Below are 20,294 nucleotides of genomic sequence, written 5' to 3' on the forward strand. Positions count from 1 at the left end.
TTCCTCGATCACGCGAACAGCAGGTTCACATTCCGTGCGAAAGGGCCGGGTCAACCCGTAGCGGTTCCGCGGCGTAGTGGGCGGCGGTCTCGTGGTTGTCCATGTGTTCGTAGAAGCCCGGCTTGGCGTCGAAGACGTACCAGACCGTCTCCGCCTCGGGAGGCTTGTCCCGGTCCCACTCGCCCTGGTGCAGCACCCGGCGCATGTCATGCGAGAAGCGGATCGGGTCCGTCTGGTACGACGCGCCGTCGGCTCGCCAGCCGGGCGGCGGCCCGAGGTTCGGGTCGACGTACACCGGGCGGGTCCAGTGTTCGTAGGTGTAGAGCTCCTCGGCGAACGGGCGCCACCGCTCGGGGAACCGCGGGACCATCGCGGTCCGCCACCACATCTCGATCTCCCGCTCCAGCGAGTGGCCGCCGTACAGCGCGCGGAGCGCCCGCACCACCGACGGCGATTCCGCGATGACCGGGATGGCCGCGCAGAACTCCCTGGCCTCCGGCGTGGCGGACGACTCGAACCAGCGCATGAGGCTCGTGATGAGAGCGGACTGGGTCTGCCCGGTCAGCGCGGCGGCCGGCCGCCAGACGTGCCGCAAGAACTGGTTCTCGCCGAGCACCCTGGCCCACAGCATGAAGCGCTGCATCCGGACATGTTCGTTCAGCGTCGCGCTGCGATTGGCCAGAACATATTCGAAGTCGTCGTGCTCGCCGCGCAACGTCACGAAACCGTGGTCCGCGCGCTGCTCGCTGTAGGAGGTGTTCGGCAGGAGCAGGAGTGGATACACCGCGATTCTGGAGACCTTTCCGGCGAGCCGGTCATAGCCCTCGAAGAATGAGTCCGGAGTCTCTCCCGGCGCGCCCCAGATGAGCTCCGCGTAGCAATCGAGCCCTTCGTCGGCCAGCCAGGTGGCCAGGCTCTCCCACTGATTCACCTTCATGTTCCTGCGATGCATTTCGGTCAGCGCATCGTCGGAGAGCGTCTGGAGGGCGAGGGTGAAGGAACTCTTGAATCCGTGCTGCCGCAGTTCGGTGACGATGCGGTGGAATCTGGCTGATTTGTTCTTCGCCCAACTCGTCTCGATCGCGCGCGGAAAGCCGCGGCGCTCCCGCGTCTTGATCAGGTCCTCGACGAATTCCTCGTCGCTTTCCAGAAGTCCGAAGTTGGCGTCGCACAGGACGACGGTCGGGACCTCGTGGAAGCCGAAGAAGTCCAGCTCCTCGACGAGTCGCTGCCGGGAGAACGAGCGCACCCGCTGGCCGACGGCGCCGCCCCAGTAGCAGAACGAGCACTTGTACGGGCAGCCGCGGTTGGTCTCCATCAGCGCGACGTCGTAGCGGAAGCGGCCGTTGGGCCAGTTCATGGGGATGGCGCCGGTCAGGAACGGCGACGGGACGACATCCAGGTTCTCGATCCGCGCGGCGTCCGGCGTGGTGTGGACGCTGCCGGGTTCTCTGAGGTAGGAGATGCCCGGGACATTCGCCGGATCCCGGCCGCCGGGGTTGTCCAGCAGATACCGGACGAGGGCGGGAAGGGTCGTCTCCCCCTCGCCGTTCACCACGTAGTCCACCTGCGGCATTTCGCGGAATACACGGTCCGCCTGATTCGCCACGTGGTTTCCGCCGAATATCACGACGCCTCGCGGATTCAGCTGTTTGAACGTCTCCGCCAGGCAGCCGAAGCTCCGGTAGTTCCAGCCCAGCACCGAGAAACCGAGCACCTCGGGGATCTCCGCGCCGAACAGGTCCCGGGCCATCGCGGTCAGCGCCACGCCACCCCGGAAATTGTTTATCTTGACGTCGACGGCGGCTGCGGTGACCGGGTCCGCGTCCAGCACGGCCTTGAGATATCCGGCCGCGAGCGGCATCGACTCCAATGGCATGTCCCATGCGCCCTGTTGCACGAGACCGATGGTCAGCATCGTCGATTCTCCCTTTCCCGGGAACGCTCCGGCGGAGGCGGTTGTTGGAAATCATCGGCCAGCCGGGTAGACGCTTGCTCGAAATGGGTTAGAGGCCGCTTCGCGCGGGGAAAAGAGAACCGCTCATGAGACGATGGCCACCGCTCGGGCCCAGCCGGCTCCGGCACCGCTGATCTTCACCGGGAAGCAGCAGACCTGGAACCCGGTCGGCGCGGGCAGCGCGTCGAGGTTCCCGAGCCGTTCGAGCTGGCAGTACTCACGGTCGCGGCCGACGAAATGCGCCGGCCACAGCACCGACCGGTCGCCGGTCTCGGCGAACGTGCTGACGATGTGGGCGAACGGCGCGTCCAGGCTGAACGCGTCGGTCCCGATCACCCGGACGCCGAGGTCGAGCAGGACATGTACGGCGGAGGCGTCCAGGCCGACGAACTTCGAGAAGTACTCAGGTGTCCCGCACAGGGCGGCGGCTCCGGTGTTCAGCAGGACGATGTCGCCGGGCCGTACGTGGTGGTCGATCCGGCGCAGCGCCCCACGGACCCAGTCGGCGTCGAGCGCGCCCACCGGCTCGCCGGTCGCGTCCAGCACGCAACCGGGCCCGATGAACCACTCCAGCGGCATCTCGTCGATGTTCCGCGGCCTGCCGTAGGAGGCGGTGGATCCGTAGTGCGAAGGCGCGTCGACATGGGTGCCGGTATGCGTGGTGAGGGTCAGGGTGTCCAGCGAGAGGAACTCCCCATCCGGCAGCGCGGACGGATCCAGTTCCAGCCCGAAATGGGTGCGCATCTCGTCGCTCATGTGCCGGGCCCCCTCGGCGGGGGAAAGGATCTCATGACGTACCGGATTGGGTTCGAAGCCGGCCGCGTCGACCGGGGTCGACAGGTCGATGACGCGCACGTCGTCACTCCTTAGAGAGTCGTCAGGACGAGGGAGGTGTCAGGAAGAGGTCGGTGGCCACGCGGATGTTCGGATTGCCGTAGACGATCTCGCGGGTGACCTTGGCGAACAGCGGAGTACGCGACAGGACCCGCGCCACGAACAGGCGGCCCAACCGGCCCTTCAGCCCACCGGAGCGCATGCCATGGGCCTGCATGGTCTGGATCCGCATCATCCGTTCGATGTCGGGCCCCCGCAGCCGCTCGAATTCCTCGATGGTGACGGCCTCGTCCCGCTCCCGCAGCGCGGCCAGCAGCAGCGGGTGCAGGACGGCGGCGTCCTGGATGGCCAGGTTGATGCCCTGCGCCCCGAGCGGGCTGTGGGTGTGCGCGCTGTCACCGGTCAGGACCAGGCCGGGCACCGCCCAGCGCGGCGCCCTGGCGGCGAACACGTCCAGCAGGGAGAGGTCGGCCGGGCTGGTGATGGCGGCGTCGATCAGCGGCGCGTACGGCGGAGCGGCCCGCCCCAGCCGGGCCTTCACCTCGTCCAGCCCCGCCGCGATGATCTTCGCGTACCCGCCGTGCGGGACGGTCCAGCCCAGCTGCAGGTGGTCCGGCCAGGACGGGTAAGCCAGGAGCGGGGTGCCCCCATCCCGGAAGATCTGGGCGTACGGCGGGGTCCGCTCGGTGGCGGGCAGCTTGACCCACAACACGTCGAAGTCGAACACGTCCCGGCGGCCACTGGGGATCCCGGCCAGGCGCCGCACGGGAGAGAACCGGCCATCGGCCCCGACCACGTACCGGGCCCGGACCACCGTGGTGCCGGTCGCGCCGCGGCCCACGACGCCACGAACCCGGCCATCCTCGTGAATGAGCTCCGTGGCCCGGCAGCCGTCGCGATAGACGAAACGGTCATAGCGCCGGACGGCGTCGAGCAGGGCGGCCAGCAGATTCCGCTGCGGCATGCTCAACAGGTAGTTGTGCGGCGCGGGCAGCGACCGGTAGTCGATGTCCACCACCGTCGTGCCCTTGTCGACGAACCGGAACCTGGCCAGCTCGTGCCCGCCGCGCTGCCTGGCCGCGTCGAGCACGCCGAGCTGGTCGAGTATCGCCAGCCCTCCCGGCTGCAGGATCTCGCCCCAGTACTCGCGGGTCAGCAGCGGGCTCTTCTCCAGCATCACCACGCTCACGCCGGAGCGCACCAGCAGCAGCGCCAGTGTGAGACCGGCAGGACCACCGCCGACCACGCACACGTCCGCCGAAACCTCGTCACTCATGCTCACACCGAGGACGCGCCGACGGCTACGGGCAGGTGCGTCAGGCCGCGCACCATATGGCCGTCGCGCCAGACCGCCTCGCCCGCCGGCCGTATATCGGGGAACCTGCGCACCAGCCCGCCCAGCACCACCTGCGCCTCCATCCGCGCCAGCGGCGCGCCGAGGCAGTGGTGGATGCCGTGCGAGAAGGTCAGGTGCGGATTGGGGCTTCGGGTGATGTCGAACTCGTCCGGCCGGTCGAACCAGGACGGGTCCCGGTTCGCGCCCTGCACACAGGTCATGACGTACTCGCCCGCGCCGATGACGAACCCCTCCACCGCGATCTCCTCGGTGGCCAGCCAGGTCAGCGCGCTGATGGGTGCCTCCAGCCGCAGGATCTCCTCCACCGCGCCGCGTACGAGTCCGGGTCGGCGCCGGAGCAGTTCGCGCTGGTCCGGGTGCGTCAGTAGCAGCTGCGTTCCGGTGCCGATGATGGTGGTCGTCGTGATGGAGCCGTTCACCAGCAGCGCCATCACCATCCGGACGAGCTCGTCCTCGTCGAGCCGGTCCTGCCCGTCCCTGGCGTCGATCAGGGCGCTGGTGACGTCGTCGCCGGGGTTGCGGCGCTTGTGCGCCACGAGGCGGAGCACGTACGCGCGCGCCGTACCGAACGCCTTGTCGCGGACCTCTTCGGACTCCGTCAGGAAGCCCCGCGCGCAGTGGCTGACCTCCTCCATCTCCTCGTACGGCACGCCGAGTAGCCTGCAGATCACCGTGATGGGCAGCGGATCGGCCAGGGTGCCGAGCAGTTCGACGGTGCCGCGCTCGGCCATGTCGTCTAGGATCTGCCCGGTGACCTGCTCACTCCAGCCGCGCAGGGCCTCGATCCGCTGGGTGGTGAAGCTGGCCTGGGCCAGCTTGCGCAGCCTGGTGTGCACCGGTGGCGGGCTGTTCAGCGAGTTGCCGTCCAGCGGATTGGGCGGTTTGACCAGCCGCCGGTCCGCCGAGAGCGTCTTGACGAGGTCGTAGCGGATGGCCAGCCAGGCGTCGCCGACCTCCGGATGCTTCACCCGGTTGAGCGGCGCCTCCTCGCGCAGCCGGGCCAGGGTCGGGAACGGGTCGAGCTGGAAGCCGGGGCTGTAGGCGCCCGGCGCCGACGGTGCGGTGGGCATGGCTTCTGCCTCCTTGGCGATGGGATCGGTGACCTGCGGAGCCGTGTCACCGGCCGCCGGCGACCGTGAGCACCTCTCCGGTGATGTTGTTGTTCGCCGAGGAACACAGGAAGACCACGGCGGCGGCTATGTCCTGCGCGCGGCTGAGCCGCCCGGTCGCCGTACGGTCGGTCTCCCTCTGCCGGAGCGCGAGCGGCAGGCCGGTGCTGACCCGGCGGGTGAGCGTGAGTCCCGGGCACACCACGTTGACCAGGACACCGTCCCGGCCCACGTCCCAGGCCAGGCTCCTGGCGAAGCCGTGCAGGCCCGCCTTCGTCGCGCCGTAGAACTCCTGCCCACGGTGGCCGTCGACGGCCACGTGCGAGGAGATCAGCGCGATCCGGCCCCAGCCGCCGCCCCGCATCGCGGCGACGGCGTGCTGTGCGGTCCTGATGGTGGGGGTGAGATTCTCCGCGATCACCGGCGACCAGTCGGCGGGCGCGACGTCCTCGAACCGCTCCTCGGGTCCTCGGCGGCGGCCCCAGCGCATCGCGTTGGCGACGAGCACCTCCACGGGGCCAAGGCGCTCGGCCACCTCGGCGAGCGTGCCGGCCGGCGAGTCGGGGTCGGCGAGCTCGTAGGGGACCGCCACCGCGCCGAGGCGCTCGGCCAGGTCGGCCGCGGCGGCCTTGTCGCTGTGGTAGGCGACCGCGACCCTGGCGCCCTCCGCGGCGAACGCCGTGGCGATCGCCGCGCCGATCTCTCCCGTCGCCCCTGTCACCAGGACGACGCGGCCGGTCAGCCCGAGATCCATGATCGGCCCTTCCCCCGCACCGGCGGCCGGGCGCCCGTCACAGGATCAGCGCCCCTCCGCACGCGGGCACGAAGGCCCCGGTGACGTAGGAGGAGTCGTCCGACGCGAGCGCGGCCACCAGGCGGGCGATGTCCTCGGGCTCGCCCATCCGCTTCATCGGGACCATCTCGACGGCGGCCGCGAGCCGCTCCGGCCGGATTTGCGCCGACGACTCCGTCCTGGTCACCCCCGCGATGACGGTGTTGACCCTGACGCCGGTGGGGGCGAGGTAGCGGGCGAGGAACTTGGCGATCGCCTCCATCGCCGCCTTCGCCGTGCCGTGCGTGATCGACCGGATCCACGGATCTCGCGCCTGGAGCGCGGAGATCGTCACCACCGCGCCCGCGCCGCGCTCCACCATGCCGGGAACGCAGGCCTGCACGCTGAGCAGCACCGCGCGGATCTGGCCGGACACGATGGCCGTCAGATCCTCGACGTCGACGTCGAGCGGGAAATCGCGGATGGACTCGTCGAACCCATGCGCGTTGATCACCAGGATGCCGATCGGGCCGAGTGTGGCCTCGACCCGCTTGACCATCTCCTCGACCTCGGCCTTGCTGGTCACGTCCGCGCCCACGGCCACCGCCCGGCCGCCGGCGGACTCGATGTCGGCGACGACCCGCCGCGCGTCGCTCTCGCGGCGCCGGTAGTTGACCGCGACCGACGCTCCTCGCGCGGCCAGCTCCCGCGCGATCGCGGCGCCGATGCCCCGGCTTGATCCGGTGACCAGCGCCACCCTCTGGGCGACGCCGGCGGATCCGCGCGGGTGCTCCTGGGGATCGACCAGTTGGGGATCGACCAGTTGGGGATCGGTCGTTTGGGGATCGGTCATCGGCCCGCCGTCCCCAAGTTCTCGTGGACGACGTCGTACACATCGGGGTCGACGGTGGCGAGGGCGCCGAGTCCGGCGACCCGCTCGCGGAAGCCGTCGCCGGTGACGGCGTTCCGGTGGGCCTCGGCGCTCTCCCACCGCGCCACCTCGACGTACACCTCCGGGTGGTGGACGGACCGCAGCAGCTCGGAGGACAGGTAGCCGGGCTGGGCCCGCATGTACTCGGTCAGGTGCTCCAGGATGCGGGTGAATTCGGTGAGGTCTCCGGTGCAGGTCAGCTTGTTCACCAGGGTGACCATGAACGTACTCCGTCTTCTCGGGAAATCGGATTCACTGGATCGTCGTCGGATCGCCGAGCAGGTCGCGAAGCGCGGCGCGGCTGGTCTTGCCACCGGGCCCACGCGGAATCGATGCGGTCAGGACCACCCGCGCCAGCCGCTGGTAAACGGGAACCCTGTCGTTGAGGAACGTGGCGATCCCTTCTTCGGTGACACCTTCCGCACGCGGCACCACCAGCGCGTTGGCGACGGCGCCGTGCAGCGGGTCGGGGGTGTCGACGACCACGCAGTCGGCCACCGCGGGGTGGGTGGCGAGAACCTGCTCGATCTCGGCCGGCGCCACCAGGTTGTCGTCGTACTTGAAGGTGTCCTTGAGCCGGTCGATGAGGAACAGGTAGCCGTCCTGGTCGAGGCGTCCGATATCTCCCGTGGACAGCCAGCCGTCGGCGTCGATCGGCGAGGGCTCCCGGGTGTCCAGGTAGCCCAGCATGATCTGGGGGCCGCGGACCTGTACCTCGCCCCGTTCTCCGGCCGGCAGCACCGCGCGGGTCGTGACGTCGACGATCCGGCACCCGGTTTCAGCGACGGGAGGACCGACCGAGCCGTACCGCGGCCAGGGCGGCTGGTCGCAGTGGGTCAGCGGCGAGGTCTCCGCCAGGCCGTACCCCTGCATCACCGCGACGCCGAAGTGGTCGGTCAGCGCGCGGGCGGACGCCGGGGCCAGCGCGGATCCGCCCGACAGGATCGCCCTGACGGTGTCCAGCCGGAGCTCGCGCAGCCGGGTGTCCCGGGCGAGCTGGGCCAGCCGCATCGGGAGGCTGTAATAGTGCGTCGCCTCGACCTCGGCCGCGAGGCGGGTGGCCACGACCGGGTCCGGATCGGTGCAGAGCACCTGCGTGGCGCCCGACCACACGGCGGAGCTCAGGTGCATCGGGTGGAAGCTCGGCAGGTGGTTCACCGTCACGCTGTTGGGGCTGAGCCGGTGCGCGCGGACGATCTGGGCGGCGTTGGCCACCAGGTTGCGGTGCGACAGCAGGACGCCCTTGGGCAGTCCGGTGGTACCGCTGGTGAACAGCACGCAGGCCGCCCCTCGCGGTCCGGTCGCGGCGGCCGGGCCGGCGGAGATCGACGACGGGGTGAGCGCGGCCGGCAGCGGAACCAGGTCCACCCGGTCGGTATCCGTCAGCTCGGGGGCCAGACGCGTACGCATGTCATCGGTCACGAACGCCAGCCGGACACCCGCCGTGCGCAGCATGTGCGCCAGCGCCTGCCCGCTCTGGAGCTGGTTCAGGATCGCCAGTGTGTTGCCGCTGCGCAGGATCGCGTAGTACGCCACCGCGAAGCACGGGTCGAAGGCGTTCGCGAGGCCGATGACCGAGCCACCGGGCGCCGTGAGTTCGCGCAGCGTGTCGGCGAGCCGGGACACCGCGGCGTCCAGTTGGGCGAAGGTGAGCAGGACGTCATCGCACCTGATGGCCGGGCGGGTCGGCAGCCGCTCCGCCGTCTGATGGAGCCGCTCGTCCAGACGGATCTCCGGCAGCGAGAGCGGGCGGGCGGCGAGTGGGTCAGACACCGGCCGGCTCCTCGGCGTGGTCCTTGGCCAGGTTCAGGTTCCGCACGCTGTGGATGCTCAGCGCCCGGCGCAGGTAGCGCCGCGCGTCGCTCACCGTCGCCGTGTCACCGAGCAGGCCGAGCGCCGACCTCTTGATCGTCACCGTGTGCCGGGCCGACGCGAGCACACCCTCGGGCGTCTCCAGGAATGACCAGTGGCCGGTGTGCGCGTCCAGCAGGGCCGGCAGGACGGTCTGCTTGTAGACGATCAGGTGGTGCGGGCGGCAGACGCGCACCGATCGGGTGCTGTGCGTCGACCCGTCAGGTGCCTTGGTGTCCATGTCGAAGAACTGGATTCCGGGAGACGGCTCCTCCAGGACGAGCCGGGAGACGTGCGGAATGCGGTCCGGCCACGCGCCGGCCTCGTACAGGAAGGTGTAGGCGTCGTGGATCGAGCCGGCGATGAACACGCGGTCCTCGAACGAGAGCACGAGCGAGCGCAGCTCCTCCCAGCGCGTTGCCGTGTCCCTGGCGGTCTCCAGCAGTTCCTGCGTGTTGCGCTCGATCCCCAGGGCGAGGTCGCGTACCTGATCCCGCTCGCCGGGGAGGCAGGTCATGGTGTGGCGCAGCGTCACCTGGCAGGTGCCACCGGGTCGGTCGTCGAAGGTCCACTCGCCTTCCAGGGACCGCAGCGGCGCCGGTGGCGTCTCGTGCGTGAACCGGATCCGGCGCACGGCGGGGTCGAACTGCCAGCGCGCCCGCCAAGTCCGCACCGCCGCCCGGTCCGTCAGGGCCCAGTGCTGGACGAGGGTGCCGGAGATGTCCCGCCGGCACACCTCGGCGTGCACGGCCCACGGGTGGAACTGTGGCCACGACGACAGGTCGGCAACGATCGCGTAGACCGTTTCCGCGGTCGCTGGAACGGTGACGTCACGGACCACGACCTCACGCTGCATCTCCGACATGAACCGCATCCTTTCCGCCGGTCTTTGGAGACAACGCTGGCCTGGCCTGGTCGAGCGGACGCCGAGCTGAGACAGAGGATCGTTCGGTTCGTTCTCGTGTCGCGCTCGATGTGCGGCGGCGAGCCTCGGCGACGAGAAATCGACATTCGCTGCCGGAGACGGAGACGACGTGAACGTTGACACCGAGCCGACCCGACTCGACACGCGGTACGTGGAGATCCAGCAGTTCTACGCCGCGCACATGCACCTGCTGGACAGCGGCGACACGGCTGGATGGGCGGCCACCTTCACCGAGGACGGGACCTTCGAGCCGCCGCCGCCGCGGCCCGCGGTGCGTGGGCGGGACAACCTGGCCGACGCCTCCGCGCGCGCGGCGGCCGAACGCGCGCGGAAGGGCGAGACGCACCGTCACTGGCACGGCATGGTGTCCGTACGGCCGGCGGAAGACGCGGATTGCGTACGGGTGACCTGCTACGCGCTGATCTTCGTGACCCCGGCGGGTGGCGAGTCGCGGCTGCACCAGTCATGTGTCTGCGAGGACCTGCTGGTGCGCACCGACCGGGGCTGGCTGGTCCGGCATCGCCGGGTCACCCGTGACGGCCAGCCCGCTTGAAGGGAGCGGTCATGCGGATTCTCTTCGTGGTCTGGGCGTGGCCCTCGCACTTCTTCCCGATGGTGCCGACGGCGTGGGCCAGCTGGGCGGCCGGGCACGAGGTGCTCGTCGCCACCCAACCGGCGCTGCAGAAAACCCTCCGTGACAGCGGGCTGCCCGCCGCGTGCGTCGGCGCCGATCTTGACACGGCCGGCATGTTCAGAAACCGGATGGCCAAGGCCAAGGACGCCGAAGGCCGCCTGACCAAACTGAGCGCGCCGGGCAAGGACGCCGAAGGCCGCCTGACCAAGCTGACCGCGCCGGGCGCACCTCGCGCCGGCGGGCCGGCGGATCCGCGGCTGCTGGTGCTCGAGGTCTACGGCGCGCTGGCGCGGGCCATGGCCGACGACACCGTCAGGCTCGCCAAGGGGTGGTCCGCCGACGTGGTCGTCTGGGATCCGATCACCTTCGCCGGCGCCATCGCGGCCCGCGCGGCCGGCGCGCTTTCCGTACGCCATACGTGGGGCTTGGACAGCGCCCGGTCCATGCGGCTGTACGACGACTGGCCGTCCGATCTGCGTGCGCTCCTGGCCGAGCACGACGTACCGGTAGAACGCGTCCGCGAGGACCTGTGCCTCGACATCTGCCCGCCCCTGTTGCAACTGCCGCCGGAGGCCCGCACCACCTCGGCGCGGTACGTGCCGTACAACGGGCCGGACGCCGGCGCCAGCCGGATCATGGCCGCCTCCCGGCGGCCGAGAGTGTGCGTGACCTGGGGAACCACGGTGGAGCAGCTGGCCGGCAAGGCCCAGTTTCCGGCCGGCGAGGCGCTGCGCGCCCTGGCGGCCCATGACGTCGACGTCATGGTCGCGGCATCCGACGAACAGGTGTCCCGGCTGGGCGCGTTGCCGGAGAACGTCACCGCGACGGGCTGGATGCCGTTGCGCACGGTGCTGGAGTCGTGCACGGCGATCGTGCACGAGGGCGGCGCGGGCACCCTGATGACCGCGTCACTGCTCGGCGTACCGCAGCTGGTCATTCCCACGCTGCACGAACAGATACTCGCGGGGGAACGGCTCGCCGCCACCGGCGCGGGCCGACACCTAGCGGCCGGCGCCGCGACGGCCGCGGCCATCGAGCAGGCTCTCGCGCCGCTGCTCGGCGCCAACGGCCATCGCCAGGCCGCGCTGGCTCTGCGGCAGCACATCCTCGATCAGCCGACGCTCGGGGACACGGTGTCCCGATGGGATGGCCTGGCCGGCTGAGGTGCCCGCGGCAGCTCAGAAAACAGTGGTTTACGAATGTCCGGGGCCGGCGAGTAACTGCCGAAGCCAATGGGGAAAGCCTTCCTCGCCGTTCGTGCCTTTCTCCAAGAAGACGATGTTGTGATAGACGTGGATCCCGGTGACGCAGGCCTGGGTGAGCGTCGGGGGCTGGTCGGCGGCCGACGCGCGCTCCTGGAAGTGCAGGTCATCCACGAGCTGCTTGACCAGCCCGACCGCCGTGTACGGCTCCGCGGCCTCTCCCGCGCTGCCCCCGAATTCCGGCAGGTACGACGTCTGCAGGTCCTCGATCACATAGATCCCGTCGTGCCGCAAGTACGGCAGCAGCGCATGAAAGGCCGTCCGGATGTCCTCGGCGACATGGCTGCCGTCGTCGATGACAATGTCGAACGGACCGTATAGGTCACCGATCGCGGCCAACTCCTCGGCCACTCGCTGATCGGCCACGGCGGCGGTCAGCCGGCGTTGATTCAGCAGCGACTTGTCAAATATGTCGACACCGACGATGAGCCCACGGTGGAAATATCTCTTCCACATCTTCAGAGAAGCGCCACCCAACTCGCGATCCTCGCCGCCGATGCCGATCTCCAACAAGCGGACGGGATGGTCCCTGAACCGCTCGAAATGGTGTTCGTAGTGAGGGGCGTACCAATGGAGGCTGGCCCATTTGTCCGATCCGTAGCGGACAGCGAGGGCGCCCAGATCAACCGAGTCGTTACCGCATCCCGAGAGAAGCGTGTCGGTCGCGAGAGCCGTGTCGCGAAGATACCCGAGATGTTCGAGCCCCGAAGGGAGGAACGCGTTACGGAAGTCCCCCGTGCGCCGGTGCCCGACCGGCCCGAAAATGCGGCGGACGAGATCCAGGACGTCGATCTCCAGCACCATCTGGACGGCGCGACCATCGCCGTTCACCTGGCTGATCGGCTCGTCGCGCATTACCCGGAGTAGGGTCCTGCGCCGTCGCACACCGTGTACGACTTCCAGGGCGATGGTGACCGCCGTGGTGTTCTCCGGCGGGGGGCACCGAAAGACGATCTCGTCGATGAGGATCTCACCGACGGTGTCCAGACCGAGCTCGTCGACCAGTTCGGCGACGGCCGCGTCCGGCGCGGTACCGGCAGTGATCAGTCGCTCGACGTGCTCGGCGTCGAGCTTGTCATTCGAGGACATGGGCATCACATCGATTCCGGGGCGTGAGCCGGCTGACGGCCGCCGTGCGAGGTCAGGCTCTTTATGATCATGTTGTCGACCGCACGGGCAGGCAGCAGGTCGATGATCAGGCTGCGCATCCTGGCGTCCCATCCCAGCCGACGCTGCACCGGGGGCCGGCGCATGGACACCAGCCGGACCACCGCTTCCGCCACCGCCTCCGGCGACTGCCCCTGGTGCCGCCCGCGCTCGGCCACCGCCGCGACACCGGCGGCGAAGGCCTGATAGGACGGATGGCCGGACCAGGAACCCCGGCCCGCGCGCAGGTCCGCGACGATGCGGTCCCACAGCCTGGTGTTGACCGAGCCGGGCTGGAAGGCCACCACGGTCACTCCCTGCGCACGCACCTCCCGGCGCAGCGCCACCGCGATGGCCTCGAAGGCCGCCTTGGCGGACCCGTACGGCCCCGCCAGCGGCAGGGTGAACTTGGCGGCGTCGGAGCCGATGTTGACGATCCGGCCACCGGCCCTGCGCAGCAGGGGGAGCATCGCCTGGATGACCGCGACCTGTCCGAGGACGTTGACCTCGAACAGGTTTCGCAGCTCGTCGAGGGTCACATGCTCGATCGGAGCCATCGCGACGGCACCGGCGTTGTTCACCAGCACGTCCAGCCCCGACTCGCCCACCTCGGCCTCGATGCGCGCGGCGGCCGCCTTGACGTCCGGCAGTTCGCGGACGTCGAGCCGGATCGCCGTGATCGTCTCGGCGGCGGCGCGCAGCCGCTCCCCATCTTCCGCCGAGCGAACTCCCGCGTACACCCGCATGCCGCGCCGGGCCAGCGCCAGCGCCGTGCTCTTCCCGATCCCCTGAGAACTCCCGGTGACCAGCGCGCTACGACCTTTCAACTCCACTGGTGCGGCTCCTTCGCTCGATGCCGGCGTCGCGAGCCGTCCGGTGCGGAAACGACGTCACGGCGGGATTCACGGGTAGGACGGGTCACGGATAGGACGGGTCACGGATAGGACGGGTCACGGATAGGACGGGTCACGGATAGGACGGGTCACGGATAGGACGGGTCACGGATAGGACACGGCACGCGGATCGACGGCGTATCAACGCGGTACAGACCCGCTGGTCGGCCGGTTACGAGAGCCGGTTACGAGAAGAGCACCGGCTGCTGGTCGGCGACCAGCACCTGATGATGCAGCCGCTGGAGGTCCCGCGACGGGTCGAGGCCGAGCTGCGTGGCCAGCTGGCTGCGCAGATCGGCGTACACGCCGAGCGCCTCTCCCCGGCGACCGCACCGGCTGAGGGTGATCATGAGCTGGGCGCTCAGCCACTCGTTCACGGGATCCTCGACGACCAGCGAGCGGATCTCCGAGATCAGTTCCCGATGGCGGCCCAACCGCATGTCCGCCATGATCCGGAGCTCCTTGGCGCTCCTGCGCTCCTCTTCGAGGAAGGTGGCGTACGCGCTCAGGGTCTGGCCCAACGGCACGTTCCCGAGTGCGGGGCCCCGCCACATATCCAGCGCTTCACGCAGCGTGATGGCGGCGTCCTCGGGCTGATCGTCACTGAGTAGTTGACGCCCCTTCGCCACGAGACCGCAGAAGATATTGGCATCGACCATATCCTCGGCGAGTCGCAGCAGATAGCCGTGGGTCTTTGTCGCCAGGAGGTCGACGCCGGCCGGTCCGAGGCGTTCGATGAATATCTTGCGCAGGTGGTAGATATACGTGCGAGCGGTCGCCACCGAGGTCCTCGGCGGCCCATCACCCCAAATCTCGCCGATGATGGTGTCGATGCTCACCACGCGATTCGCATGGAGCGCGATGAGAGCGAGCACCGTCCTTTCTTTGGGCGGATCGGGAGTGAAGTCTGATTTGCCGTTGAGTTCGACCTGAAAAGCCCCCAGCATGGAAATTCTCATGAACCGACGCTCCGCACTTCTCCGAGGGTTCGGAACCCATTCTCGACTACGCATCAATAAGAATAGAATTGCCTTTTCATGGTCTTGGGAATTCAGGGTCTTCGCGTTCGACCGGAGGCAGGTTGTCAGCCGCCCCGGGCGCCGCCGGTCGACCGGTGACCGAGGCCGGCGGCGACCGGGCGGCGCACGTGCGCGACGCCGAGCCGGGAGCTCCACCCCGCCCTCGACCGCGAGCCGCCCGGTGGACTCCTCGGATCCGCCGGCACCGGGGCGGTATTCGGCTGCCACCCGCCACCCCCTCGTCGCCCTGCCCGCACTCCGCGAAGAGTGTGATCTTCTACGGCACCCGCGCACGTGCCCGTCGATCATCCGTACGCATGCGGTAAGTGCCGCATTTAACAGTGCCTCTAGCGTGCTTCTTGATTCCCTCAATCTGCCTCAAGCAAGGTCTAAAAACATCACGGGTGGCACGGATCTTTTCCTGGGTATGAGTGAGTAGACATGATCACGGCCATGCCTAACTGCGTAACCAGGCAGAGCGGGGGGCCAGATGCGTACAGTGAGTAATCTGCCATGACAGTCGAGTATTCGAAGCCGCGTTTTACCCGGCGTGAAGTAGATGTCCTCGTTTTGGTGGCGACGGAGTGTGCGAACTCCGAGATCGCGACGGAGCTCGGGATCAGCGTCCGGACGGTGGAGAGCCACGTCAGGAACATGCTCCGCAAGTCGGGCCGCAGGAGCCGGGCGGGCCTGGTCGCCCACGGTTACGCCTCCGGGATACTTCTGCACGGAGTGTGGCCCCCGCGGTGCGCGGCGCGCGTGACTCCCCGTAACCGCGCCGCCTGAGCCACCGGGTGCCCCGCGCGGGGCGGGGCGGCACCCGTCTCGTGCGAACGGCGGTCGCCCGCCTCAGTGCCAACGGCGGTCGCCCGTCTCAGTGCGAACGGCGCTCGCCCGTCCACGTGCCCGGCGCGAAGCGGTCGGCGTGGTCGGCGGCCCACTCCCGGAAGGTCCGGGCCGGCCAGCGCGTGAGCCGCTCGACGGTCGGTTGGACGCGGGTCCGCAACTCGACGTCGGCGCTGCCCCACATCCCGACCAGAGCGTCCACCATCTCCTCCGGCAGGTGCCGGAGCATGGCCCGTCTGGCGTCGGCCGGGGTGATCTCCTCCAGGCGCAGGGCCCGGTCGAGGACGTCGCCGAGGACGCGCACCTGATCGAGGGTGGTCAGCACCTCGGGTCCCGTCACCGGATATACCTGGCGCCGGTGCCCCTCGCCGACGAGCGCGGCCACCGCGACGGCCGCGAGGTCGCGCGGATCGATGGGGACCGACGGCGACGCGCCGAACGGCGCCCGGACCACCCCCGCGACGACGATCTGCGGCGCCCACCGCAGCGCGTTGGACATGAAACCGCTGGCACGCAGGATCGTCCATCCCATGTCCGAGCGACGCAGCGCGTTCTCGGCCGCCCGTTGCCAGCGGGCGAGCGCGCCACCATCGCGCTCCTCGACGGCGAGCGAGGAGAGCTGGACGATGTGCCGCACACCGGCGGCTTCCGCCGCCTCCACGAGGTTCCGGTCGTGTTCGGCCCGCAGGTACGTCATCCCGGTCAGGAACACCGACCGAATCCCGCGCAGCGGTGCCGCCAGGGTGGCCGGATCGCCCAGGTCGCCACCCGCCACCTCCACGTCGGGCGGGAAGGAGACCGCTGCCGGGTCACGGGTCAGTGCGCGGACCTTCTCCCCGGTGTGGCGGAGTTGCTCCACCACCTCTCGACCCACGGTGCCCGTCGCCCCACATACCAGAATCATGTCAGTAGATGCCTTCGGGAGTGGCGCGGGTGATCTGGAGTGGACGGACATTGGCGACACCGTCGCAGGGCCATTCCGGGCCCGTGTCGTACCGCATCGCCTGGTCGCGCTCCAGGATGTTCGGCAGGAAGAGGTCCTCGTGCAGGACGGTCAGGCGTACCCGTCCCATCGCGCCATAGCTGACCACCTGCCGCCAGTCCTGCTTGTCGGTGACGGCCATGGTGACGTGCGGATACGTCGGTACGTAAGGCAGGATCCCGCCGTCCGGCGCGGCGGGCAGTCCCGCGGCGACGCCAAAGGTGTTGCCGTAGGTACGCCCGACGATTCCGCCGGCCAGGACCTCCCTGAAGGCGCGGTTCATGGCCGGGGTGATCTGCGTGCCGGCCACCCGGATTCCCTTGAGCGTCCGCGCCAGGTCGGGGGCCTCCTGTACGAAGGCCCGGAACAACGTGGGGGTCGTGCTCATGTAGTCGATGGACTGAAGCTCGACGATGTTGGCGATCTGGTCAACGACGTGGCGGGTGTACGCCTCGGCCTCAGCCGGCCGGCCCGCACGCACCAGGCGTTTGACCCACCTCGGATCGACGTCGATCACGAATACGCGCGCGTCGTCATACTCCGCGAGCTCCGCGACGCCGTGACCGATGATGTGGGGCCCGGTCGGCGTCGCCTGCAGCCACGCCCGCCCCGGTTCGAATCCCTCGGCCCGCAACGACCAGCGGCGCCAGATCCCGCGCTGGCGCAGCATCCGCGTGGTGTAGAAAACGCGGCAAGGATCGCCGGTGGTGCCGCCCGAGTCGAAGACGCGCCCGATCAACGGCCTCGGCACCGATCTGGGCACGAGGTCGGCGGGATCGAGCGTACGCAGATCGACCAGCGGGAACGGGCCGAACGCGGCCATCTCGTCGTAGCGGGTCACGTCCCTCGGGTCGAAGGGCAGGCTGGCCGCGCGCTTGAGCCAGTAGGGGCTTCCGCCTTCGGGGTCGAAGTGCCGCGCGATCACCTTTCGGGTCCACTCGTCGAGGTCCTGGTCCAGGAACTGTTCGATCAGGGCGTCCACGACGGCCTCCTCACCGCTCGGTCGGCAGCATCCCGAATTCCTGAATGGCGTCCAGCGCCTCGGACAGATGCTTCGGCTTGTCGATATGGACAGCGGCGTGTTCCAGCGCCCCGAGGTACAGATCCACCGCGGCGGGGCCGACCAGGAAGGACAGCTCGACCTCGTGCCGGTCGAGGCATTCGAGCATCCGGGGGAGGCTGAGGGGGTCGGTCTGGTTCCTGCGGAACACCTCGCGCACCTGGTCCGCGGTCGCGTACAGACCGGGCTCCATGCCTCCGCAGAACGGGACCTCAGGGTTCGCGAAGGTCATGGTGGCGATCTGCGGTTCCAGGGCCTCGCGGACGTAGTTCCGCAGCGGTGAGTGGAAGGCTATGGAGCTCTCCGGCGGAATCTCGAGCGCCTCCTTGTCCGGCATCCGCTCGGCGAGCCGGTGCAGGGCTTCCTGATGGCCGGAAAGCTGCACCAGCCGCGAGGACCGGCCGGCGACGCGCCCGATCTCCACCGCGACGTACACCCCCTCCGGGAACCCGCCGACGAACTCCTCGGGATCGAGGCCGGCGGGTACGAACAGCTTGGCCATGCCCTGCGGCGGGTCGAACCTCAGCGGTATCTCGCGCAGGCGCGCGAGGAGCTCGAACAGTTCCCGCCTCTCCACGGCGCCGACGACCGCGGCGGCGGTCATGGCGCCCAGGCTCATTCCCGCGACGATGTCCGGCCGGACCCCGTGCTCGGCCAGGACATCGCAGACGCCGAGCACCACCGCCGCCCGCCTGATCGCACCCACTTCCCGGTATTCGGCGAACGGATCCGCCCCCCAGGAGAGCAGCCGTTCCACCGGTACGCCGGTCCACTCGGCCACCTGCTCGTAGACGCTGCTCACGGCGGGATACGCCTCGTACAGATCGGTGCCGAGTCCCGGTTGATCGTGCAGCCCACCGTCGATGATGTACGCCAACGCCATGCTCTCGCCCCTAACCGTGGATTTCACTGGCTCCTGAATGTCACACCGCCGGTTCGGAGCCGCTTGGAGTGCCCGTGGAGTGCCGCCGGTCACCCGGCCGGCTCGGTCGCCCACAGCCCGGTCCGCGCCATCTCCTCCCATGAGGTGATCCGGGCGCCGTACAACACCTCCATGAAGCGCAGCACGGCGGCCGGGTCGAGGTGGAGGCTGGTCGTGCAGTCGGACAGGACCGTGACGTGGTAGCCCTTCTGGAATGCCGTCCGCGCGGTCGAGTCGACGCAGACATCGCTGTAGAGCCCGGCCAGCACCACCGTGCTCACGCCTCGCGAGGCCAGATACTCCTCGAATCCCGCGGTGAGGAACGCGTCGAAGTGGGCGCGCTTGGTGAACACCCGTTCGCCCGGCGCCGGCTCCACGCGGTGGAACTCAGCGCCCCAGGTGTGTTCCCGGCACCGGGGTCGCTTGCCCAGTCGCCGGTTGCGTTCCCGCCAGCTCGGTCCCTGGTACTTCTCGTCGCCGAGGAAGCGGACGAAGATGACCTCCACGCCCGCTTGTCTGGCCACCCCGACGGACCGGCGGGTGTTCTCCACCACCGCGGGCACCGTGGCCCGGTCGAGCGGGCGACCGGAACCGGAGCTGTCGCTGAGGCAGAAGTCGTTCTGCATGTCGATCACGAGCAGCGCGGCGCGCCGTCCGGCCGCGTCGTTCGCGGCGGCCGGTATCACCGTGCTCTTCCGGGTGGTCATGGCCGATGCCCTACCGGGTCCCTGACCACCCGCGGCGTGACTCCAGGGCCTCGCACAGAGCGTTCACCACCGACGTGGTGCTCTGCCGGCCGCCCATGTCGGCGGTGACCAGACCGCGCTCGGTGAGCCGCTCCAGCCCGTGCTCGACGAGTCGCTCGGCGCCGTCGCAGGCGGCATGCCGCTGCATGATGGCGGCCGCGGCCCGGATGGCCGCGGTCGGGTTGACCAGATCCTTCCCCTCCAGGCTGTCGGCGGAGCCGTGCACCGTCTGGAACTCGGCCAGCCCGGCCAGGTCAGGGTGGAGGTACACGTTCTCGCTGAAGCGACTCTCCTGGCGGCCCAGGCCGAGCCAGTCCAGCAGCACCACGTGCATGATGTCGGCCCATTCGTTGCCTCCGATGACGAGCACCCGGCCGGACAGGCCGCCGGCGATGAGGTCGCGGTTGGCGGTGTCCGGCTGGCACAGTTCGATCTCGATGTCGTAACGCCGGGAGAGTTCGCTCACCCAGCCGCTCAGCGCGCCATCGAGCAGGTGGAACTTGTACGCCATGATCACGCGGTCGATCGGCCGGTCCCCCCAGTGCAGCCGCGCCCGCTCCAGCGCGAACGAGACGACCTTCTCAGTGGTGTGCCTGCTGAACTGGAACGTGCGCGTCACGACACCGTCGTGGTGTGTGTTGAAGCCGGTGTAGAAACCCTGGGCCTGGTCGCGAACCAGAAGGAGTGACACGAGATCCGTGTCGAGGGCGTCGACCTTGACCGAGTGCAGGCGCTCTCGCACGATGTACAGCGACTGGGCGTTGATCGCGGTCCGGAATATCGCCGTGACTCCCCGGCTGGCCTGACCGCGGCAGAACTCCTCGTAGTGGCGCGCGTCCTCGGCCGTCGCCTCCTTGATGCGACCGGCGTCGAGCTCTGGAAGCAGCGAGAAGTACGAGCCGTAGATCCGGGATGATCGACTGATCACGGGCCGCACCGCGTAGATGTCCCCGAGCTTCCCGATGACCTGCTCGAACGCGCTCGCCAGTTCGGCACCCGTGCCCCGGCCCACCGCCAGGCCGATCTGAACCTTGCTGCCCATGCTTTG

The 20,294-nt window shown here is 69.3% G+C and carries 20 protein-coding genes; 3 read left to right on the forward strand and 17 right to left on the reverse strand.

Annotated features, from left to right (window positions below; translation table 11 throughout):
- Positions 1-25: 25 nt before the first annotated feature.
- From ACIBO2_RS14180 to ACIBO2_RS14220, 9 genes are all read right to left on the reverse strand, one after another.
- Positions 26-1,918: a KedN5 family methylcobalamin-dependent radical SAM C-methyltransferase gene (locus ACIBO2_RS14180; protein ID WP_358539814.1), complete on the reverse strand. Its 1,893-nt coding sequence runs from the start codon at positions 1,916-1,918 to the stop codon at positions 26-28.
- 123 nt (positions 1,919-2,041) lie between these two features.
- Positions 2,042-2,812 carry a cyclase family protein gene (locus ACIBO2_RS14185; RefSeq protein ID WP_358539811.1) on the reverse strand — a complete coding sequence of 257 codons (771 nt, stop codon included), beginning with the start codon at positions 2,810-2,812 and terminating at the stop codon, positions 2,042-2,044.
- 22 nt (positions 2,813-2,834) lie between these two features.
- On the reverse strand, positions 2,835-4,067 hold the full coding sequence (locus ACIBO2_RS14190) for an FAD-dependent monooxygenase (protein WP_358539809.1): 1,233 nt from the start codon (positions 4,065-4,067) through the stop codon (positions 2,835-2,837).
- A gap of 2 nt (positions 4,068-4,069) precedes the next feature.
- Positions 4,070-5,218 (reverse strand): cytochrome P450, encoded by a 1,149-nt coding sequence (locus tag ACIBO2_RS14195; protein ID WP_358539806.1) that lies wholly within the window; start codon positions 5,216-5,218, stop codon positions 4,070-4,072.
- A gap of 46 nt (positions 5,219-5,264) precedes the next feature.
- Positions 5,265-6,011 (reverse strand): SDR family oxidoreductase, encoded by a 747-nt coding sequence (locus tag ACIBO2_RS14200; protein WP_358539804.1) that lies wholly within the window; start codon positions 6,009-6,011, stop codon positions 5,265-5,267.
- 37 nt (positions 6,012-6,048) lie between these two features.
- Positions 6,049-6,882: an SDR family oxidoreductase gene (locus ACIBO2_RS14205; protein WP_358539801.1), complete on the reverse strand. Its 834-nt coding sequence runs from the start codon at positions 6,880-6,882 to the stop codon at positions 6,049-6,051.
- Entirely contained in the window at positions 6,879-7,181 is a 303-nt protein-coding gene (locus tag ACIBO2_RS14210) for an antibiotic biosynthesis monooxygenase family protein (protein ID WP_358539798.1), read from the reverse strand. The genes ACIBO2_RS14205 and ACIBO2_RS14210 overlap by 4 nt, the downstream gene beginning before the upstream one ends.
- 31 nt (positions 7,182-7,212) lie before the next feature.
- Complete coding sequence (locus ACIBO2_RS14215; protein ID WP_397297258.1) at positions 7,213-8,733, reverse strand: class I adenylate-forming enzyme family protein; 1,521 nt, start codon at positions 8,731-8,733, stop codon at positions 7,213-7,215.
- On the reverse strand, positions 8,726-9,676 hold the full coding sequence (locus tag ACIBO2_RS14220; protein WP_397297260.1) for an aromatase/cyclase: 951 nt from the start codon (positions 9,674-9,676) through the stop codon (positions 8,726-8,728). The genes ACIBO2_RS14215 and ACIBO2_RS14220 overlap by 8 nt, the downstream gene beginning before the upstream one ends.
- Positions 9,677-9,845: 169 nt before the next feature.
- Between ACIBO2_RS14220 and ACIBO2_RS14225 the strand changes: the two genes are divergently transcribed.
- Together ACIBO2_RS14225 and ACIBO2_RS14230 are read left to right on the forward strand one after the other, a co-directional pair.
- Positions 9,846-10,289: a nuclear transport factor 2 family protein gene (locus ACIBO2_RS14225; protein ID WP_358539790.1), complete on the forward strand. Its 444-nt coding sequence runs from the start codon at positions 9,846-9,848 to the stop codon at positions 10,287-10,289.
- A gap of 11 nt (positions 10,290-10,300) precedes the next feature.
- Positions 10,301-11,533 carry a nucleotide disphospho-sugar-binding domain-containing protein gene (locus tag ACIBO2_RS14230; protein WP_397297263.1) on the forward strand — a complete coding sequence of 411 codons (1,233 nt, stop codon included), beginning with the start codon at positions 10,301-10,303 and terminating at the stop codon, positions 11,531-11,533.
- A 30-nt stretch (positions 11,534-11,563) separates the two neighbouring features.
- Here the strand turns inward: ACIBO2_RS14230 and ACIBO2_RS14235 are convergent, their stop codons facing one another.
- From ACIBO2_RS14235 to ACIBO2_RS14245, 3 genes are all read right to left on the reverse strand, one after another.
- Positions 11,564-12,727, reverse strand: a complete 1,164-nt coding sequence (locus tag ACIBO2_RS14235) for a hypothetical protein (RefSeq protein ID WP_397297658.1) — start codon at positions 12,725-12,727, stop codon at positions 11,564-11,566.
- Positions 12,727-13,611, reverse strand: coding sequence for an SDR family NAD(P)-dependent oxidoreductase (locus ACIBO2_RS14240; protein WP_358539784.1), 885 nt, complete (start codon positions 13,609-13,611; stop codon positions 12,727-12,729). Before ACIBO2_RS14240 ends, ACIBO2_RS14235 begins: the two co-directional genes overlap by 1 nt.
- A 245-nt stretch (positions 13,612-13,856) precedes the next feature.
- A complete protein-coding gene (locus ACIBO2_RS14245) occupies positions 13,857-14,684 on the reverse strand; it encodes a BTAD domain-containing putative transcriptional regulator (RefSeq protein ID WP_397297265.1) in 828 nt (275 codons plus the stop codon).
- Between the two features lie 519 nt (positions 14,685-15,203).
- Between ACIBO2_RS14245 and ACIBO2_RS14250 the strand changes: the two genes are divergently transcribed.
- Positions 15,204-15,476: a helix-turn-helix transcriptional regulator gene (locus ACIBO2_RS14250; protein WP_358539778.1), complete on the forward strand. Its 273-nt coding sequence runs from the start codon at positions 15,204-15,206 to the stop codon at positions 15,474-15,476.
- 88 nt (positions 15,477-15,564) lie between these two features.
- Here the strand turns inward: ACIBO2_RS14250 and ACIBO2_RS14255 are convergent, their stop codons facing one another.
- The 5 genes from ACIBO2_RS14255 to ACIBO2_RS14275 all read right to left on the reverse strand — a co-directional run bounded on the left by ACIBO2_RS14255 (position 15,565) and on the right by ACIBO2_RS14275 (position 20,288).
- Positions 15,565-16,491: an NAD(P)H-binding protein gene (locus ACIBO2_RS14255; RefSeq protein ID WP_397297268.1), complete on the reverse strand. Its 927-nt coding sequence runs from the start codon at positions 16,489-16,491 to the stop codon at positions 15,565-15,567.
- Positions 16,442-17,500: a hypothetical protein gene (locus tag ACIBO2_RS14260; RefSeq protein ID WP_397297270.1), complete on the reverse strand. Its 1,059-nt coding sequence runs from the start codon at positions 17,498-17,500 to the stop codon at positions 16,442-16,444. The genes ACIBO2_RS14255 and ACIBO2_RS14260 overlap by 50 nt, the downstream gene beginning before the upstream one ends.
- Positions 17,501-17,510: 10 nt before the next feature.
- Positions 17,511-18,461: an acyltransferase domain-containing protein gene (locus tag ACIBO2_RS14265; protein ID WP_358539769.1), complete on the reverse strand. Its 951-nt coding sequence runs from the start codon at positions 18,459-18,461 to the stop codon at positions 17,511-17,513.
- A gap of 89 nt (positions 18,462-18,550) precedes the next feature.
- Entirely contained in the window at positions 18,551-19,207 is a 657-nt protein-coding gene (locus tag ACIBO2_RS14270) for a cysteine hydrolase family protein (protein ID WP_397297272.1), read from the reverse strand.
- Between the two features lie 10 nt (positions 19,208-19,217).
- Positions 19,218-20,288 carry an isocitrate/isopropylmalate family dehydrogenase gene (locus ACIBO2_RS14275; protein WP_358539763.1) on the reverse strand — a complete coding sequence of 357 codons (1,071 nt, stop codon included), beginning with the start codon at positions 20,286-20,288 and terminating at the stop codon, positions 19,218-19,220.
- Positions 20,289-20,294: the final 6 nt, after the last annotated feature.

The sequence above is a fragment of the Nonomuraea sp. NPDC050022 genome (assembly GCF_044460705.1).
Lineage (GTDB): Bacteria > Actinomycetota > Actinomycetes > Streptosporangiales > Streptosporangiaceae > Nonomuraea.

Coding starts and splice junctions, on each gene's coding strand:
- ACIBO2_RS14180 (WP_358539814.1), bottom strand. CDS start 1,918: ATGCTGACCATCGGTCTCGTGCAACAGGGCGCATGGGACATGCCATTG.
- ACIBO2_RS14190 (WP_358539809.1), bottom strand. CDS start 4,067: ATGAGTGACGAGGTTTCGGCGGACGTGTGCGTGGTCGGCGGTGGTCCT.
- ACIBO2_RS14195 (WP_358539806.1), bottom strand. CDS start 5,218: ATGCCCACCGCACCGTCGGCGCCGGGCGCCTACAGCCCCGGCTTCCAG.
- ACIBO2_RS14200 (WP_358539804.1), bottom strand. CDS start 6,011: ATGGATCTCGGGCTGACCGGCCGCGTCGTCCTGGTGACAGGGGCGACG.
- ACIBO2_RS14205 (WP_358539801.1), bottom strand. CDS start 6,882: ATGACCGATCCCCAAACGACCGATCCCCAACTGGTCGATCCCCAACTG.
- ACIBO2_RS14210 (WP_358539798.1), bottom strand. CDS start 7,181: ATGGTCACCCTGGTGAACAAGCTGACCTGCACCGGAGACCTCACCGAA.
- ACIBO2_RS14220 (WP_397297260.1), bottom strand. CDS start 9,676: ATGTCGGAGATGCAGCGTGAGGTCGTGGTCCGTGACGTCACCGTTCCA.
- ACIBO2_RS14230 (WP_397297263.1), top strand. CDS start 10,301: ATGCGGATTCTCTTCGTGGTCTGGGCGTGGCCCTCGCACTTCTTCCCG.
- ACIBO2_RS14235 (WP_397297658.1), bottom strand. CDS start 12,727: ATGCCCATGTCCTCGAATGACAAGCTCGACGCCGAGCACGTCGAGCGA.
- ACIBO2_RS14245 (WP_397297265.1), bottom strand. CDS start 14,684: ATGCGTAGTCGAGAATGGGTTCCGAACCCTCGGAGAAGTGCGGAGCGT.
- ACIBO2_RS14250 (WP_358539778.1), top strand. CDS start 15,204: ATGACAGTCGAGTATTCGAAGCCGCGTTTTACCCGGCGTGAAGTAGAT.
- ACIBO2_RS14255 (WP_397297268.1), bottom strand. CDS start 16,491: ATGTCCGTCCACTCCAGATCACCCGCGCCACTCCCGAAGGCATCTACT.
- ACIBO2_RS14265 (WP_358539769.1), bottom strand. CDS start 18,461: ATGGCGTTGGCGTACATCATCGACGGTGGGCTGCACGATCAACCGGGA.
- ACIBO2_RS14270 (WP_397297272.1), bottom strand. CDS start 19,207: ATGACCACCCGGAAGAGCACGGTGATACCGGCCGCCGCGAACGACGCG.
- ACIBO2_RS14275 (WP_358539763.1), bottom strand. CDS start 20,288: ATGGGCAGCAAGGTTCAGATCGGCCTGGCGGTGGGCCGGGGCACGGGT.